Here is a 17,107-nt window from a genome sequence, read left to right as displayed (position 1 = left end):
GTGTTACGCACCCGTGCGCCACTATGGTATTGCTACCACCGTTCGACTTGCATGTATTAGGCCTGCCGCTAGCGTTCATCCTGAGCCAGGATCAAACTCTCCATTGTAAATATCTTACTATAGTTTCGTTGTCTTCTCTATGCTCTCTATTCTTAAATAAAGAATCTATAACAAAAAACAACCTGTCTATTAAGAATTAATAATAATTCATATATCTCTATCAATACCTCAAAGAACTCTTTAATCCAGTCTAATTAATCGCTTAATCTTACCAAATATTGTTAGTAATTATCTTCCTAATTACTCCCATCTCTCAACCCGTTGGCGTCGTTTGGGAGTGCAAAGATGCAAGGTTTATTTTTAACCACCAAACAATCTCACAAAACTTTTTTAAAATTTTTTTCAAAAAAAATGTAATACAAACCGTAATTCCAATGAAAATCAATCACTTATTGATAACATTAAATGTTGAAATTTTTTCAAAAGTTTTTGAAAGAAGAAATATGATAACCTCAGAAAAATAAAAAAGCAGCGACTTTCTATCAAAGTGCTGCTTTTGTATTTGATTTTTTTAATCTTAATCAACAATGATCAAATGATTTTTCTTGCCTTTACCGATTAATAAGTACTTTCCATTCAATAATTCAAAAGTTACTGAATAATTTGGGTCAGCAATTTTTGTCTTATTTATACTTAGTGCATTTCCTTGAATTGCACGACGAGCTTCTCCTTTTGAAGGATAAATTTCTCCATTAGTAATTACAGATACTAAGTCTGTGACATTTGGAGTAGCATCAAAGTCGGCTTTTGCGATTTGTGTTTGCGGTACTCCATCAAAAACAGCTAAAATATCTTCATCAGTCATCCCTTGCAATGCTTCAATTGCTCCTTTTCCATAAAGAATTTCTGATGCCTTTACAGCAATGTTATAAGCTTTTTCGGAATGTACTCGTATCGTTACGTCTTTTGCCAAAGCTTTTTGCATTATGCGTAAATGTGGAGCTGGTGCGTGTTCTGCTTCGAGTGCCTCAATCTCTTCTTTTGAATATAAAGTAAATACTCTTAGCAATCTTGGACAATCGGCATCGGTAGCATTTAACCAAAATTGGTAAAACTGATAAGGTGAAGTCATCGTTGGGTCTAACCAAACGTTTCCAGATTCTGATTTACCAAATTTTGTCCCGTCAGCTTTCGTTACCAACGGTGTCGTAAGTGCGTAAGCTTTATGTTCTATTTCTTCTGAACCTCCTTCTTTTCTACGAATGATTTCAGTTCCAGTGGTAATATTTCCCCATTGGTCTGAACCTCCCATTTGCAAACGAACATTTTTATTCTTGTATAACCAATAAAAATCGTAGCCTTGCAATAATTGGTATGAAAATTCAGTGAAAGAAATACCTGTTTCTAAACGTTTCTTCACAGAATCTTTAGACATCATATAATTCACAGAAAGATATTTGCCTGCTTCACGTAAAAATCCTAAGAAACTAAATTCTTTGAACCAGTCATAATTATTGACCATTACGGCAGAATTTTCTCCGCTATTGAAATCTAAGAATTTTTCTAATTGTTTTTTGATACACTCTTGGTTATAGCGGAGCGTGTCTTCTGACAAAAATTCTCTTTCGGCCGCTTTTCCAGAAGGGTCTCCAATCATTCCTGTTGCCCCTCCTACTAAGGCATAAGGTTTATGTCCACACAATTGAAAATGTTTCAACAACATGATTGTAGCTAAATTTCCAATATGTAATGATGATGCCGTTGGGTCGAAACCGATATAGGCGGCTGTCATTTCTTTTTGAAGTTGTTCTTCTGTGCCAGGCATCATGTCCTGAAGCATTCCACGCCAACGGAGCTCCTCTATGAAATTAGTTTGCATTGCTAAATGTATAATAATGATTCTCGTAACTTAAATTTTCCACAAAGTTAGAGATTGTATAGCGATATTTCGCTTGTGATGATTGGATTCCTGAAATGATTCGGAATAAAGGAAGTTTATTTTAGAGTAATTCTAAAGCAATAGTGAAATATAACGGTGTCTGCCTATTTGATTAACAAACACCATTTCTTACAGCCCAAGCCACTAAACCAGCCACATTTTTTGTCCCTGTTTTTTCCATAATCCTATTTCTGTGTCCTTCTACGGTTCTTGCACTCAAACACAATTGCTCAGCAATTTGTTGGGTAGTAATACCATCACAAATTAGCTCAAGTACTTCTGCTTCACGTTCTGAAATACCAACTTGAATACTCAATGGGCTTTTTTGAGCTTTCTTTTCAGGTTTATTCAGCATTCTGCTGTGCATTACCTTAATCAAAAATGGGCCGTAATAATAGTCTTCATTAAAAACAGTGTAAATGGCATTTTCAACTTCGTCTGGATGAGCATCTTTTAGTAAATATCCATTCGCACCTAATGACATCAAATGAGTAACAAACTTATCTTCATCGTGCATTGAAATAACGATGATTTTGACGTTGGGGAAATCTTTTTTTACTTGCTCGGTAGCACGAATACCATCTAATACGGGCATGTGCAAGTCCATCAAAACAATATTGGGAAGTGTGTTGGGAATGTTATCTATAAGTTCTTGACCATTCGAAGCCTCAAGTACTACTTCAAAATCATCATTTTGTTGAAGAATTGATACGATTCCTCTGCGAAAAAGTGCGTGGTCATCAGTAACAGCGACTCTAATTTTTTTAGTAAGACTCATTATTAGCAGTTTAGTTAAATCTATTGAGTAAAGGTAATTTTCAAAAAAATTATTTCAAAGGTACAGAAATAATAAAGTTTGAACCTTTGCCAATTTCAACATCAAATTTAACTTGTCCTTTAATAAGACTTATACGGCTTTCAATGTTTCTTATTCCAATGCCACGACTGGGTTGGTTTACTTCGTTTAGGTCAAAACCTTTTCCATCATCTATTACTTGTAATAAAAGTTCAGCTTTATTTTCAAGTAATATGATTTTAATCTGGCTTGCCTCCGCATGTTTGAGGGCATTGTTTACCAATTCTTGTGCCGTTCGGTACAAAGCAAGTTCAACTTTTGAGTCATAGCGTTTGTTCAATTCTCCACACACGAAGTAAATCGGCATATTGGTATGCAGAGTCATTTTCTGAGAAAAATCTTTCAATGCTTCAATCAATCCGAACTCATCCAAAGTACTTGGCATCAAGTCTTTAGAAATCCTCCGCACATTATTCAAAGCTTCATTGAGTAATTCTTGAGTTCGATTAAAAATCTGTTCTCCTTTATCAGTACTAAGCTGATGTTTACTTAATTGCGAAAGACTCATCCTTGTAGCAGACAACAGTGTACCGATTTCATCATGAAGGTCGCCACCGATTTGGCGGCGTACTACTTCTTGTGAAAGTACGCTGGCTTCAAGCATGGCTTGATGAAGTGCTTCTTCGTGAGCTTCTCTTTGAAGACGTTGACGACGGTAATAAATAATGACAAATAGAATAATTGCTGAAACTGGTAAAAGCATCGCAACTGTTCCTAAAATGACCATTTTAATCGCATCCATTCAATTTTTCTTCTTTTAAAGCCTTCCGACTTTCTGTTTAATTAGCCTTTCGTGTAATACATACACTAAGATAATGATAGAAGTAGAGAAAAACAACATCACTGCCGTTCCGGTCTGGATGATGGAGATGACTGTAGAGGCGTCTTGCTGAACCATATACCTATTGCTAAAAGGGTTCTAAATATGAAAAGTAATATATAATAAATTATCCAAAGATTTTGATAAAGTGTTTTGCTTTTTTCAAGCAAGATGATTTCTCCGTAAAGAAATACAAACAAAGTTCCCGAAAAATATATCGAACACCCGATACTTATCCAAAACATGGGGACTTTAAATAATGCCCGTTCTTTAGGGTTTTTTAAAACCTGATAATAGTAAACGAAAACCCAAGTGTTTATCAACAAACATGCAACCGTACTAATCGTACTATTAAATACGAAAAAAGACTCACCATAGCTAAATAAAGCTATTGAAAAAATCGTAAAAGTGGTTGTGATTGAAATTGTTAGGGTTTTTAATCGAGTACTTACAAATGCTTGGCTGAACATTAAACTTATTAGAATACATTCAATTACAGCAAAAGCATTTAACATAAAATGATTGGACTTATGTAAAACAAATGCCCAATAAGTAGCTACTACTTCTACAACAAGCGATACTAACAAATAGCAAAAAAGTATTTTTAGTACTTTGTCAAGATATTGTTTCCTGATAAAGGAAAGAACCAATGGAAAGAGAACCGATACAGAAGATAAATAAATAAGGCTTCTAAACATTTTTTATGCCTGATATTAAAGAATATTAAGTATTGATTTCTCTTTTTTGTTGCTATTTTGACAACAACAAATCTTTTACATACTGATAATTTTATTATTACTTTGAACTATTAACTCTTTGCCGTACCAAAAGCCTATGGCTATAAACACTCTATGAATAAATGTTAGATACTCTTTTATGTACCAATATTGAATAATTTGTTGATTTTTGTTGAATGCAATATACTCTGAGAATATGTAAGTGAAAAAAACGCCAGAGAAATAGACTAAAGCAGCAACGCCTATCCAAAAATGAGCATAGTTAAAAAGATTAGTTACTTCAAGATTACTCAACAATTGATAGAAAAAAATCAAAGCTATACAAATCAAACATATATTTGTTACACTGTGTGCAAAAGCGTCAATTCTATTAAAATCTCTTCCCCAATGCGACCAAAGTATAATCAATAAGGAAGTGGCCATCAATCCGATAATTATATTCTTACTAATCTTACTCTTAATTACTAATATGTAATAGTAACCCCAAAAGAGAATGTCTGTATAATTAGTTAGATTAGTAATGAAATGATTTTGCCAACGGTTAAGTGCAAAAAACCACCCCACAATTTCATATAATGTAAACAATATACAATAGTAGAATATGATTTTTAAAGGACTTAGTTTTAATGCCTTAATATTAATAACTCCAATACATAATGGAGCTATTAATATTAACGAAGCAAAGTATGTTATCAAAGGTATGTTGGCAATTTTCATCAAAATAGTCTAAAATTAAGCATTCCAGCTACATGTTGGAGGACAAGTTGGTACACCTGCTACATAAGTATTTAAACTTTCCCCTGTTTTAGAAACTCCTTCAAAAACTAAAGTTCTTGTACCATCTTCTGCTCTTGCATGATGTACTTTAAAAGCATCAAAATCAGGGTTTTCCAATAACTTTTGAATTGCTTCTTTACTTAAAAAGTGAGCATCAATTGAATTCTCCTTTTTGGTGTCTTGATAGTTTTGGATTAATCCTAATGCTGATTGAAAATCCTCTGGATGCTCTTCGGGGGTAATTACTTGACTCATTGCTGTTAATTAGATTGATTGTTAAAGGTTTAAATGAAATGCGAAACTATGGATAAGCTATGAGTTATTCAAGGTTTGTTCCCAAAATAGCGTATAAATACGCTATAAAAAAGGGGTTTTTACGCTTGTTATTTTATTTTGCTAACATCTTTTTGATGTATTTCCCTACGATATCAAACTCTAAGTTTACTGTATCGCCTACTTGTAAGGTATGAAATACGGTATGTTCGTAAGTATAAGGAATAATGGCTACCCTAAATGTATTTGTTCCTGAATTAAAGACTGTTAGGCTTGTGCCATTGATACAAATCGAGCCTTTTTCTACGGTTACGTTTTGTCCGTCATTGGCATATTCAAAATCATAGAGCCATGAACCTTCTTGAGCGATGATATTGGTAACAATTCCTATCTGATCTACGTGTCCTTGTACAATATGTCCATCAAAACGCCCATTTGCTGGCATACATCTTTCTAAATTTACTTTAGAACCAACTGTTAATTTACCCAAATTGGTTTTTTGTAGGGTCTCATCTATCGCTGTTACAGAGTAGTTGTCGCCTTCTATATCTATGACGGTTAAACATACGCCATTATGGGCTAAACTTTGGTCTATTTTTAACTCTTTTGTAAATGGACAAGTAAGTGTAAAAGTAATATTTGTTCCTTCTTTGCTAAGATGCTTTACTTCGCCTATGGCTTCTATGATTCCTGTAAACATTTTTCTTTTATGGATTATTTTTATCGTATTTTACTCTTCGGATTTCAGTTTTTTGCTTCTACGGATGCTTAATTCATTAACAGCATTGCTTTATTGATTCGTTCAATTGTGTTTTGCTTTATAAGCTCTTCTAATTTTGTACACTAAGATTAGCTCTGAATTCCTTTTGTTGATTAACTTTCGCAAGTTAATTCATTAAATTTGCCTGCGTATCAAGATTTTCTTCTTCTTTACAAAAATCCTCAGAAAATGTTTAAAAATAAATTCTTTGTTGTTTTCCTTTTTTTAGCTGTTTTGGCAGTTGTTTTTTATTCGTTGTCGGGTTCTCAAGCAGAAGAGCTTACTGCTGAACAAAAAAGTGCATATATCAATGGTATTGTATCGGTTCGTAAGGATAAGGATACTTTTTTGAAAACCAATAAGGAATCTCCGATTGAAGATAAGGCAAGTTTTAAAGGATTAAAGTATTTTGATATTGACCCTGCTTATAAAGTTTTGGCTAAATTGGATGTTTTGACGAGTGGACAAACGATTAAGATTGCCATGACGGGCGGTGAAACAGAAGAATACGAAGCTTATGCTAATATTAGTTTTGAAGTAGCTGGTAAAAAATGTGCTTTGAAACTCTTCAAGACTCCCGAAGGAAACTTATTCTTACCTTTTCGTGACTTAACGACCAATAAGGAAACTTATGGCTCTGGTAGATACCTTGATTTGAGCATTGATGCCATAAAAGACCAACATATCGACGTTGATTTTAACCTTGCTTATCAACCTTATTGTACTTACAATCATACATTTACTTGTCCAGTACCTCCAGCCGAGAATTTCTTGAACGTGGCTATTAAAGCAGGCGAAAGACTCTAAAATTACTTAGATAAATTACTTCTTGCTCCTTCTTTTTTAAGCAATGATTAAGAATAATTAGTCATTGCTTAAAACTAATTACTCTTTGAATCAAGCAATTTGCTTATTGTTTTACATTAATTATTTATTGCACTCCCCTAATACTTCATTGTTTGAAATGAATTGCTCATTGCTTAAAACAAATACCTCAATGTTTTAACCAAATTGGTCAATGTTTAAGATGAATTGTTTATTGATAAAGACAATTACCTTATTGATTGACATAAATTACTCTATGTTAAAGCCTAATTGTCAATTGTTTTAATGTATTTATCTTTTGTTTAAGGCAAATTGGTAAATGTTTAATCTAAGAATATTAATGAACTGATAAAGATGGTTCTTGATTGAGGTGAATTGATAGATGTTTTAAACATTAAAGGGCTTTTTTGAGGGGAAGACTTTATTTTTTAAATGAGATTAGTAATTGTTTGTGGTAAATAGGCTAAAAAACCTCATCCCCCTGCCCCTTCTCGTGTTGAGAAGGGGAGATTTCATTTGAATTTTAAGCTTGTCTATCTAAAATATAGATTTTTTGAATAAGGAAATTTAAAGTATTTGTAATCAACTAAAAAGAATTTTTAGTTTCTCCCCTTCTCAACAGGAGAAGGGGCAGGGGGATGAGGTTTTTTAATAATTTTACTTAACCATTTTCCCAATTTTTAAAAATTAAACATAAAAAAATCCCTGCAATTAAGCAGGGATTCTAAGTTTGTTATGATGTACGTGTAATTAAAAACCGTTAAGCTTTGATTGATAAATACTGATGAATCGTTAGCTCTTTAATCCTATCATTATCAGTTATTTACAAAAAATAAATCGTTGCTCAAACTTTGTATTTATTGTTTATTTTAAAATGTAATAGATATTTCATCACCTACCGTTAGTAATTCAGTATCAGTCAAGCGAGTTGAAAGACTTAATGTCTTGATTAATTCATAATGATAGAAGTATTTCATTGTGTGAATCTTAGATTCATAAAACGATAACTCTTCTCCTTCCACATTCTGAGTAATTAGTACATTCTTAGCTACAATTGCTTGTTTCAACCAAATCCATGCGATGGTAACAATGCTAAAAAACTCCATGTAAAGATTTGCATCTGCCAAAAACACTTCGTTATCTCCTTTAGCCGCAATACTTAATAAATGCGAAGTAGTACTTTGTAAACGCAAAAGTTCGGCTTCAAGCTTTTCGGAGTATGGTTTTAAATCATTATAGGTACTTGCTAAATGAATGGTCTTAATTATTTTATTGAAAAGCAACTGTGCGGCTTTGCCATTGCTGGCTGTGATACCCCTTCCCAAAAGTGTTAAAGAATGAATCCCCGTTGTGCCTTCATAAATAGACATAATCCGTACATCACGAGCCATTTGTTCTAAAGGAAAGTCTTCTGTATAACCATAGCCTCCAAATACTTGCAAGCCTTCATTTACGGATCTAATCCCCATCTCTGCTGGGTAAGTCTTAGCTACGGTTGTCATTAAATCAAGCATTAATTGATAAGGTTGAGCCTTTTCTGAACCTTTGCCCAATGCAGTAATCATATCTTGCCAGTAATAACATTCTAATAATAGCCCTAAAGAGCCTTCGACAACAGCCTTTTGGAACAACAACATCCTCTTGACGTCGGGGTGATTGATGATGAAGGTCTGAGGTTCTTCTAAATTCTTGTTATTTAGCTTTCTGCCTTGCGGACGTTCCTTGGCGTATTCCAATGAAGCATAATAAGCAGCCGAAGAGATATAAGTGCCACCCATGCCAACGCCCAAACGAGCTTCATTCATCATTTGGAACATATAATTTAGTCCCTTGTTTGGCTCTCCAACCAAATAACCAACGGTATTATCCTTATCGCCAAAGGTTAGGTGCATGGCGGGCGTAGCTTTTTGCCCCATTTTATGATAAATTCCCGTAGAAATTACATCATTATCAATATTGAACACACCATCGTTATTATCTCTGAATTTTGGCACTACAAAAAGCGAAATACCTTTTGTTCCCAGCGGAGCACCTTCTATTCGAGCCAATACTAAATGTATAATATTGTCAGTAACATCGTGGTCACCTGCCGAAATGAATACTTTTTGTCCTTTAATCTTAAATGTTCCATCACTTTGCGGACTTGCGGTAGTAATAACGTCAGAAAGTGAACTCCCCGCTTGTGGTTCTGTCAAACACATAGAGCCTGACCATTCCCCCGTAATCATTCGGCTGGCAAATTTTTCTTTTAATTCATCTGAACCGAAAGAAAATATTAAATGAGACGAACCTGAGGTAAGCCCCGTAAACATTACAAAAGAATTGTGGGCTGCCCCTCTGATTAATTCACTTCCGGCACCAATAATTGCAGGCAATTGCTGACCTCCATGCTCGTAGGCAAACATAGCTCCAATCATGCCAGAGTCGCCCATCGCTTTGAAATAGTCTTTTACCGCAGGGTGAACCTTCACTTGTCCGTTGATTAACTCAGGTTGGTTTCTGTCGGAAGAAATATAGGCAGGACGCATAGTTTTTTCAGCAATGTCTTCGGCAGTGTCCAAAACCATGTCAAACATTTCAAGCGTGTAGTCCTGAAAATATGGATATTTTGTTAATTCTTCTACATGAAGGACTTCCTTCAACATAAAATCAAGATTGCGACGAGAATACTGCTTTGCCATTGTGAAATGATTTAATGGTTATTATGCTTGCATACAATTTTATGTAAAAATACTTATATAAATATTATTCTGCAAGCATAATAAATAAATTTAGGGCATAAAAAAAGTTGCCTTCTTGGGAAAGACAACAAATTGAATAAGATAATTACCCTAATGGGGAGTGCTGCATTGTGAGTGAGGAGTTTTGAATTTAGACAAATAATAGTGATTGCTCTGTTTTGTTTATCATTGTACCTCCTTTAGCTAAAAAGTTAAAATTTGTTTTTATTGAAAGTATAATAAACTCTGATAGAAATCATGCCGAGCAAGAAAAGAAAAACGGCTGCCCAACTAAATTGGTTTAAGCGTTTATCTACTTCTTGATTGTGGAAGTATAAGCCAATGATGATTCTTGAGCATACACAAATGGCAAAAGCGATGAGTAAATAAAGAATACTTTTTTTCATGGTGTGTGGAGGTTTTAGGAATATGTATGAGTTATGAAGTATGATTTTTAAAACATAGACAAATAGCGTTTAACTTATTTGTATTATCTGGATTGTTACTACTTAATCCATAAATTAGCATTGCTGTATTTTATTTAGGAATAAAATCATCCCGTAACTAACAAAAATAATGAGAGGCGTAGTTATGAGTAAGAGTATAAAATTTTCTTTCAAATCGAAGAATTACTTAGCGATGGAATATGCTCCGAGAACAATCATACAAAGATGAATTACATAAAGAATAATCTTGTCATTTGTTTTTGAATAGTAACTGCCAAAACTAATAATAACGATACCAAGTATTTCTAACAGATAATCGTAATTCATTGTTTTTGTATGAGTTTATGAAAAATAATTAGAAAAAAGGCTCATTATTTAACCATTCAAAGACAAAGAAATTGTATTATCCTCATCTGATTACCAACAATGCCATAAATTTTATTTATTCTTTGGTGAGGTGTATTTTTTGAAAAAGTAGTACATCATCAGATACCAAATATAGCCACCTAAAATACTACACCAAAAACCTATGGTTAATGGATGAAACGAACCGTATGAAGTAAAAGTCATAAATGAAATGCTAACGCCAATACTGGTTATCAATAATCTTTTCTTTAGTGTCTCCATCGCTATAATATTGTTTACAAATTGCTTGTGGAAGTATTAGTAATGAAACCAACGGTCTTTTTTATTATTTTATTAGCCGTAATTCTATCGTTTTACCTTGATAATTTGAACCAATTTGAGGGCCTTTTAGGCTCATTGCATTACCATCCAAGAATAATTTATAAGAACCATTCAAATCAATTTTGGGACGAGTAGTTTCTTTTACAAATATTGACCCTTCATTAAAAGAAGATGAAGCATTGTAGAATATATTGACTTTTTCCTTTCCTTGAAGATTATAAAAACCGCTACAAATCTTTGCTTGATAATCGTCACATTTATTTAATTGAAAAATACTATTGGGATATTTCACAACAGAATCGGGTATTGTTTGTCCTGTTTTTGAATAAACAATCTCATTTACTTTCCATGTCCCTGACATATCTTCAAGTAATTTGATAGTGCTGTCTTTGCACGAAATCATAGAAAGAGCAATCGCTAAAATAGGTAAAAAAGGTTTCATTGTATGAGCATTTTAGGGTAAAAAAGATAAATGTTATAAACTATACAAAGAGTAATTTTATAGAGACAATCGAAGATTACTTACTCGTGGATTTTTTTAAAATCTGTTGCTTGATTATACAATCATTGTGAAGCCAGTTGAAGTATTAATGATTCTTGAGGAATCAGTGAACGAAATAGCAATAGCCGAGAATCAGTAAATTTTAGTTTCATAGGTTTATGTATATTATCAATTATGTATTGTGTAACAATTAGCACATGAAAATATAAAATGAATTTCAAAAATACAAATCACATTTTCAGCATACACACATAAAATTTATCAATTGGCGATACTTTATCTATTATACATCATCTTTAGAACTAAAATTTTGTATAAATATAAGCCCACCAAATCAGTAAAAACTGTAAAGGCAAACGAAGCCATAAAATCCAAGTAGGAATTTTAGAAAACTTCTCAGAAGTTATCATATACACATTGGCAGGCAATACTGCCAACAACAAAAGGATAATTCCCCAAGCGGCTAAGGCTCTTGTGAGTGGAAAAAGTAATCCAATCCCTAAAACGACCTCAGCAATACCACTCAAAAGTACCATTAATTCATGGGCAGGAATGTACGGAGGCATAATAGCCAAGTAAAACTTGGGCTTAATAAAGTGATTGATGCCTGCAATTGTATAAAGAAATGACATCAGGTAAAGTCCAATTTGTTGTATCATCGTTGTTCTTTTTTTGGTAATAATACCGATTATTCATTAAAGCTCTACTTTATGTTAGAAACAATATTTTCAAACAAGATGTTATTTCGCAAGAGTATGGTAATTTTGTAAAATTATTCAAATAGAATTATTCCGACGGATAAGGTTGTCCGTACAACAACATAATGAGCGTAGTTCCTTATAAAGAGCAAAATGCAAGCAAAAAAGAGCAAGTTGCTCAGATGTTTGATAATGTTTCACCGAAGTATGATTTTCTAAATCATTTATTGAGCGGTGGAATTGATATTTTATGGCGTAAAAAGGCTGTGAAATTGTTGAGAAAAGCCCAACCAAAAACGATTTTGGATATTGCCACAGGAACGGGAGATTTTGCAATTGAAGCTTTGGCTTTGAAACCAGAAAAAATCGTGGGTGTGGATATTTCTGAGGGAATGTTGAGTTTCGGTCGTGAGAAAATCAAGAAATTGGGGGTAGAATCAATCATCGAATTACAAAAAGGTGATTCGGAAAGATTACATTTCGCAGACAATACTTTCGATGCTGTTATCGTTAGTTTTGGAGTACGGAATTTTGAGCATCTGGAAAAAGGATTAACAGATATGTGCAGAGTGATGAAGAAAGATGGTACTTGTATCGTCTTGGAATTCTCAAAACCTTCGGTATTTCCATTCAAGCAACTTTATAATTTTTATTTCAAATATATCTTGCCCGTAGTTGGTAAAATCATTTCAAAAGATACTTCTGCTTATACATACTTACATGATTCTGTACAAGCATTTCCTGATGGAAAAGATTTTATCCAAGTATTTGAACGTGCAGGTTTTAACAGAACTCAATGTTTACCACTCACTTTCGGAATCAGTACTATATATATCGGCAGAAAGTAATACTATTTGCAATCATTTTTTGTGTAGGTTTTCTTGGTGTAAACCATGAAGTATCAGCACAAAACTATGATTATAAGCGTATTTACGATGAGTTTTACGATGATAAAATTGTTCACTTTGGCTTTTTATTTGGTTTTGGCTCGTCTCGATTCAACATTCATCATAGTGAAAGTTTTAACACTCCCGGCAGTACAGCAGTAACGATTGTTTCTCCGGGCAATTTTTCTTTCCAAGTAGGAGGATTAGTAAACGTAAAACTTTCGGATAGATTTGATTTGAAATCGGGTTTAAATATTGCATTGTATGGTCGGCAGATTAATTATAGATTTCAAAATTCGTCCAATTTTCCAGCAGAATTACGAGAATCTACTTGGTTGGAAATGCCGATATTGTTGAAATATAAATCTTTAAGAAGAGGAAATTCAAGAATGTTTGTAGATGCAGGTGTAAAATTAGGTTTGGAAACAAACGTTAGAAAAAATGCTGCTTCTACCAGAAGATTAGATACGAATACGGGGGATGTTTCTTTGGAGTACGGCATCGGTTTAGAACAATTTTTCAAGTATTTTAAGTTTACGCCAGAACTTCGTTTCTCGCACGGACTTACCAATTTATTCCAAACACCCGCTGCTAATAGCTATGCAAGAGATATACAAAGATTGAATGCACATAGTGTTACTTTGTATTTGATGTTTGAATAATAGCTACGAGCTTTCAGCTTTGAGCTCTCAGTTTTTAATCCTGAGTTATGAAATGAATCCATAACTCAGGATTTTTTATTTCACTTTCTCTTCAACACCATCAATTTATCATTATTTCTGGCGAGAATCATTAGAATTTCTTTTCCTACTTTGATATTTCTGATGCGTTTTACCTGTCCTTTTACGCTGATGCCATTGAGTTTTTCTACTTCAAACTGACAATTTCCTTTGTTAATTAAGATTGTTCCATAATCGGCATCGTATCTTCCCATTTGGATATTGCAGTCGTAGAAATTTCCAAACATGATTATATCAGGCAGTTTATCATTATTAGCATTGATGATTTCTGCGGTATAATAAGGAGCATATTGAGCTTTTGAAGGCAAAGATTGAAGCATAAAATTTCCTTTTCCATCGTTTACCAAAATGGCATTATCAAAGTAATTGGCTTCAAATACTTTTGCAGCCGACAATTCACTTTCGCCCACAATATCGGCAATCGTAGCTTTGGCAAAATCTTTAGCTAAAAGAAATTTCTTTTTGGTAAAAGGAAACTGCTTTTGTGTTTCTGCTTTATTGGCAAACATTACTTCTGTTCCGCCCAAATAATAACTCAGTACTTGGTCCGTTGTACCGTTTTTATCAAAATCGCTTACATACATTTTTACAGGCTCACTTTCAGAAGCTTTGATTCTGCTATTTTGACCAAGGTTTCCAGCCAAGATATCGACATCTCCGTCGCCATCAAAGTCGTAAGGCATGGCGAAATTCCACCAACCTTTTTCTTTTGTGAGCATTTTCTTTACAAATTTCCCCTGCTGATTTTCCATTTCACAGATTCCGTCCCACTCCAAAGCCAACAAAATATCTTGGTCGCCATCTTTGTCCAAATCTTTTACAACAGCATTTTTCACTAAACCAATATTTCTTAATTCTTTGGCGTACTTATCAGTTACGTCTATGAATTTTCCTGTTCCATCATTTTGTAAAAGATAAGAATCAGGAATTTTTCCATAAGAAAAAGGAACTGAACGACCACCGATTAGTAAATCCGTTTTTCCATCTCGGTTAAAATCAATCGGTGTAATCACAGAAGCAGACAAGGCAATATTGGCATTAAAAGCATCTGTTTTTACCGATAGATTTCCTTTGCCATCGTTTAGATATACTCTTGGCAACAAGAAATTAGACTTTCCGAAAAACTCATTTCCACCCTCGGCCACGACTAAATCTGGATGCGAATCATTGTTTACGTCTGTCCAAATAGCATCTACTTCTTCGTAAGTACTGTCTTGTTTAAAGACTGCTTGCAAACTTTCTTTAAACTTCCCGTTAGCTTGTTGCAAGTACAAATGAGGCAAAGAAGTACGAGAAGAACCCAGAAAAATATCTTCTAATCCATCATGATTAATATCTGCCACCGCTAAAGCGGGGCCTTCGGCAGATATTTTATGAGGAATGAGGGCTTCACGTTCAAACTCATTAAATTCATTTTCTTGATGTTTTACATCCAAATTCAAATCCTTAGCAATGTCAGCCAGCAAAGGCGTTTTAGCAGGTCTTTGTTTGAAGTGTTCGTAATCAAACTCTGGGAGATTTTTACGATAAGTAATTGTTAATGAATCGCTTACTGATTGAAGATTAAGTTTTTGAAAAGTTCTATCAGGCCAAATCAAGTAAGTAGAATCTATTTCGGCTTTGTTGCCTAAACCAATATTCATCGGAATTTCCATACTTGCTTGAAAAGCTCTTACAGGAAATTTTTCATAAGAAATCGTTTCTTCACCTTTCTTGAAAACCAATACTTTTGCTCCGACGGCATTCAAATTTTTCTCAGAACCTTTCAAATACAAACGAATTTGAGCATTTTCGGGAGCGTACTCATTGGCTTTGTTTTCATAAATAAAAGCCTTTTGATTGATATTATTCGTAACAATATCCAAATCGCCATCATTGTCTAAATCGGCATACAAAGCCCCGTTGGAATATGAATTTTGGTTATTTTCAATATTGGCTTCGGCGTCGTGGTACTTTAGTACTTTATTATTGACAAAAAACTTATTAGGTATTTTTATTTCGGGCAATTTATCAATCAAAGAAATGTCATTTTCATCCAAAGTTTTGGCTTCCATTTTTCGTTGGATTTCCTCATTTGAAATAAAATTGATGTAATCAATATCATTCATTCGCTTAGGAATACCATTTGAAATGAATAAATCCTTTCGACCATCATTATCAAAATCCATCAACAAAGGCGACCAAGACCAATCCGTAGCATGAATGCCCGAAAACATTCCGATTTCAGAAAAAGTACCGTTTCCATTGTTCAACTGTAAATTGTTTTTTGAAAACTGGTAATTGTAGCCGTAACTCAGTTTGTATTGAAAAATATTATAGGAATCCTCTCCTTCCGAACGCTTCAAAATTTCACGGTCGTAAGGAAGCATATCCAAAGAAATAATATCAGAATAAGTATCATTATTAATGTCGGCAACGTCCACTCCCATCGAAAATTGACTGGTGTGCATCATCGAATTTTCGATACTTTCCAAGAAAGTACCGTTCTTTTGATTAATGTACAAGTAATCATTTTCATGGAAATCATTTCCAATGTACATATCTGGATAGCCATCGAAATTGACATCACCCAAACCTACACCTAAGCCATAGCCCAAAGCGTCTCTTTTAATACCTGTTTGTTCGGCTACTTCAATGAACTTTCCGTCGTCATTTCTAAAAAATTTATCGCCAGCCAAAGGATGAAAAGTGCCTTGAAAAGTACTTCTTACGCCAAAAGTACCATTTTGGTGTACGGAATGGTTGAGTTGAAACATATCCAAATCACCATCCAAATCATAATCAAAAAAGGCTGCTTGTGTGCCAAAACCGACTAAATCTAATCCGTACTCTTTCGATTTTTCTTCATAAACAGGAATGCCTTCTTTAGTGATTTCTTTACAAATGAAGAGTAAATTATGTCCCTGCAAAGTTTCAAAACCACCTACTTGACTCACGTAAATATCTAATTTCCCATCTTGGTTAATATCCACTACCGAAACACCATTCGACCAACCTTTTTCTCCTTTGAAATTTGCTTTTTCAGTGATGTCCTCAAACTTCATTCCTCCACGATTGAGGTAGATTTTATTGTCTTTTAGATTGGCAGTAAAACATAAGTCAACCAATCCATCATTATTAAAATCGCCCGCACCAACGCCTCCGCCATTATAGAAATACATGTAAGTAAAGATGTTTAAATCTTTAGTTGGCGTTAGGTCATTTGAAAAATCAATCCCTGTTTTTTCAGCATCTAATAATTCAAAAGTGTAGGGTTGTTTGGTTTTGCAGGAAACTAAGAACAGGAAAATGAAAATTACATACCTCACCCCCAACCCGCAGCGGCGGCCGGCCCTCTCCTGTTGAGATGGGGCTATTAGAGTACTCAAAGCTCCCCCTCTCAACAGGAGAGGGGGTTGGGGGGTGAGGTTAATTCTATTATCGTTTTTTCTCATCATTTC

The 17,107-nt window shown here is 34.1% G+C and carries 14 protein-coding genes and 1 rRNA gene; 3 read left to right on the top strand and 12 right to left on the bottom strand.

Annotation, left to right across the window (positions count from 1 at the left end; genetic code table 11):
* The 7 genes from VB248_RS05000 to VB248_RS04970 all read right to left on the bottom strand — a co-directional run.
* Positions 1-107, bottom strand: a 16S ribosomal RNA gene (locus VB248_RS05000); the annotation flags it as partial.
* A gap of 470 nt (positions 108-577) precedes the next feature.
* Positions 578-1,879, bottom strand: coding sequence for a tyrosine--tRNA ligase (gene tyrS, locus VB248_RS04995; RefSeq protein ID WP_323295640.1), 1,302 nt, complete (start codon positions 1,877-1,879; stop codon positions 578-580).
* A 172-nt stretch (positions 1,880-2,051) separates the two neighbouring features.
* Complete coding sequence (locus VB248_RS04990; protein ID WP_323295639.1) at positions 2,052-2,717, bottom strand: response regulator transcription factor; 666 nt, start codon at positions 2,715-2,717, stop codon at positions 2,052-2,054.
* Between the two features lie 49 nt (positions 2,718-2,766).
* On the bottom strand, positions 2,767-3,537 hold the full coding sequence (locus VB248_RS04985; protein WP_323295638.1) for a sensor histidine kinase: 771 nt from the start codon (positions 3,535-3,537) through the stop codon (positions 2,767-2,769).
* A gap of 851 nt (positions 3,538-4,388) precedes the next feature.
* The gene (locus tag VB248_RS04980) at positions 4,389-5,069 is read right to left on the bottom strand and encodes a hypothetical protein (RefSeq protein ID WP_323295637.1); all 681 of its coding nucleotides are present in this window, start codon (positions 5,067-5,069) and stop codon (positions 4,389-4,391) included.
* Positions 5,070-5,084: 15 nt separating this feature from the next.
* Complete coding sequence (locus VB248_RS04975) at positions 5,085-5,384, bottom strand: hypothetical protein (protein ID WP_323295636.1); 300 nt, start codon at positions 5,382-5,384, stop codon at positions 5,085-5,087.
* Between the two features lie 133 nt (positions 5,385-5,517).
* Positions 5,518-6,102: a riboflavin synthase gene (locus tag VB248_RS04970; RefSeq protein ID WP_323295635.1), complete on the bottom strand. Its 585-nt coding sequence runs from the start codon at positions 6,100-6,102 to the stop codon at positions 5,518-5,520.
* Positions 6,103-6,351: 249 nt separating this feature from the next.
* Between VB248_RS04970 and VB248_RS04965 the strand changes: the two genes are divergently transcribed.
* The gene (locus VB248_RS04965) at positions 6,352-6,969 is read left to right on the top strand and encodes a DUF1684 domain-containing protein (RefSeq protein ID WP_323295634.1); all 618 of its coding nucleotides are present in this window, start codon (positions 6,352-6,354) and stop codon (positions 6,967-6,969) included.
* Positions 6,970-7,856: 887 nt separating this feature from the next.
* Here the strand turns inward: VB248_RS04965 and VB248_RS04960 are convergent.
* The 4 genes from VB248_RS04960 to VB248_RS04945 form a co-directional block, all read right to left on the bottom strand.
* The gene (locus VB248_RS04960; RefSeq protein WP_323295633.1) at positions 7,857-9,668 is read right to left on the bottom strand and encodes an acyl-CoA dehydrogenase; all 1,812 of its coding nucleotides are present in this window, start codon (positions 9,666-9,668) and stop codon (positions 7,857-7,859) included.
* A 251-nt stretch (positions 9,669-9,919) separates the two neighbouring features.
* The gene (locus tag VB248_RS04955) at positions 9,920-10,114 is read right to left on the bottom strand and encodes a hypothetical protein (RefSeq protein ID WP_323295632.1); all 195 of its coding nucleotides are present in this window, start codon (positions 10,112-10,114) and stop codon (positions 9,920-9,922) included.
* Positions 10,115-10,844: 730 nt separating this feature from the next.
* A complete protein-coding gene (locus VB248_RS04950) occupies positions 10,845-11,282 on the bottom strand; it encodes a hypothetical protein (RefSeq protein WP_323295631.1) in 438 nt (145 codons plus the stop codon).
* Positions 11,283-11,644: 362 nt separating this feature from the next.
* Positions 11,645-12,001 carry a DoxX family protein gene (locus VB248_RS04945; protein ID WP_407652863.1) on the bottom strand — a complete coding sequence of 119 codons (357 nt, stop codon included), beginning with the start codon at positions 11,999-12,001 and terminating at the stop codon, positions 11,645-11,647.
* A gap of 164 nt (positions 12,002-12,165) precedes the next feature.
* Between VB248_RS04945 and ubiE the strand changes: the two genes are divergently transcribed.
* Both ubiE and porT read left to right on the top strand, forming a co-directional pair.
* Positions 12,166-12,888, top strand: coding sequence for a bifunctional demethylmenaquinone methyltransferase/2-methoxy-6-polyprenyl-1,4-benzoquinol methylase UbiE (ubiE, locus tag VB248_RS04940; RefSeq protein ID WP_323295630.1), 723 nt, complete (start codon positions 12,166-12,168; stop codon positions 12,886-12,888).
* Positions 12,837-13,589: a type IX secretion/gliding motility protein PorT/SprT gene (gene porT, locus VB248_RS04935; protein ID WP_323295629.1), complete on the top strand. Its 753-nt coding sequence runs from the start codon at positions 12,837-12,839 to the stop codon at positions 13,587-13,589. Before ubiE ends, porT begins: the two co-directional genes overlap by 52 nt.
* An 80-nt stretch (positions 13,590-13,669) precedes the next feature.
* Here the strand turns inward: porT and VB248_RS04930 are convergent, their stop codons facing one another.
* Positions 13,670-16,828, bottom strand: a complete 3,159-nt coding sequence (locus tag VB248_RS04930) for a VCBS repeat-containing protein (protein WP_323295628.1) — start codon at positions 16,826-16,828, stop codon at positions 13,670-13,672.
* Positions 16,829-17,107: the final 279 nt, after the last annotated feature.

Source organism: Arcicella rigui (assembly GCF_034929435.1).
Lineage (GTDB): Bacteria > Bacteroidota > Bacteroidia > Cytophagales > Spirosomataceae > Arcicella > Arcicella rigui.
Note: the sequence above shows the minus strand (reverse complement) of the source record. Positions and strands in the feature narration are given on the sequence as shown.

What these genes read in the sequence shown, in the direction of transcription:
- tyrS (WP_323295640.1), bottom strand. Translation starts at nt 1,879, where the DNA reads ATGCAAACTAATTTCATAGAGGAGCTCCGTTGGCGTGGAATGCTTCAG.
- VB248_RS04990 (WP_323295639.1), bottom strand. Translation starts at nt 2,717, where the DNA reads ATGAGTCTTACTAAAAAAATTAGAGTCGCTGTTACTGATGACCACGCA.
- VB248_RS04985 (WP_323295638.1), bottom strand. Translation starts at nt 3,537, where the DNA reads ATGGATGCGATTAAAATGGTCATTTTAGGAACAGTTGCGATGCTTTTA.
- VB248_RS04980 (WP_323295637.1), bottom strand. Translation starts at nt 5,069, where the DNA reads ATGAAAATTGCCAACATACCTTTGATAACATACTTTGCTTCGTTAATA.
- VB248_RS04975 (WP_323295636.1), bottom strand. Translation starts at nt 5,384, where the DNA reads ATGAGTCAAGTAATTACCCCCGAAGAGCATCCAGAGGATTTTCAATCA.
- VB248_RS04970 (WP_323295635.1), bottom strand. Translation starts at nt 6,102, where the DNA reads ATGTTTACAGGAATCATAGAAGCCATAGGCGAAGTAAAGCATCTTAGC.
- VB248_RS04965 (WP_323295634.1), top strand. Translation starts at nt 6,352, where the DNA reads ATGTTTAAAAATAAATTCTTTGTTGTTTTCCTTTTTTTAGCTGTTTTG.
- VB248_RS04960 (WP_323295633.1), bottom strand. Translation starts at nt 9,668, where the DNA reads ATGGCAAAGCAGTATTCTCGTCGCAATCTTGATTTTATGTTGAAGGAA.
- VB248_RS04955 (WP_323295632.1), bottom strand. Translation starts at nt 10,114, where the DNA reads ATGAAAAAAAGTATTCTTTATTTACTCATCGCTTTTGCCATTTGTGTA.
- VB248_RS04950 (WP_323295631.1), bottom strand. Translation starts at nt 11,282, where the DNA reads ATGAAACCTTTTTTACCTATTTTAGCGATTGCTCTTTCTATGATTTCG.
- VB248_RS04945 (WP_407652863.1), bottom strand. Translation starts at nt 12,001, where the DNA reads ATGATACAACAAATTGGACTTTACCTGATGTCATTTCTTTATACAATT.
- ubiE (WP_323295630.1), top strand. Translation starts at nt 12,166, where the DNA reads ATGAGCGTAGTTCCTTATAAAGAGCAAAATGCAAGCAAAAAAGAGCAA.
- porT (WP_323295629.1), top strand. Translation starts at nt 12,837, where the DNA reads ATGTTTACCACTCACTTTCGGAATCAGTACTATATATATCGGCAGAAA.
- VB248_RS04930 (WP_323295628.1), bottom strand. Translation starts at nt 16,828, where the DNA reads ATGTATTTCTATAATGGCGGAGGCGTTGGTGCGGGCGATTTTAATAAT.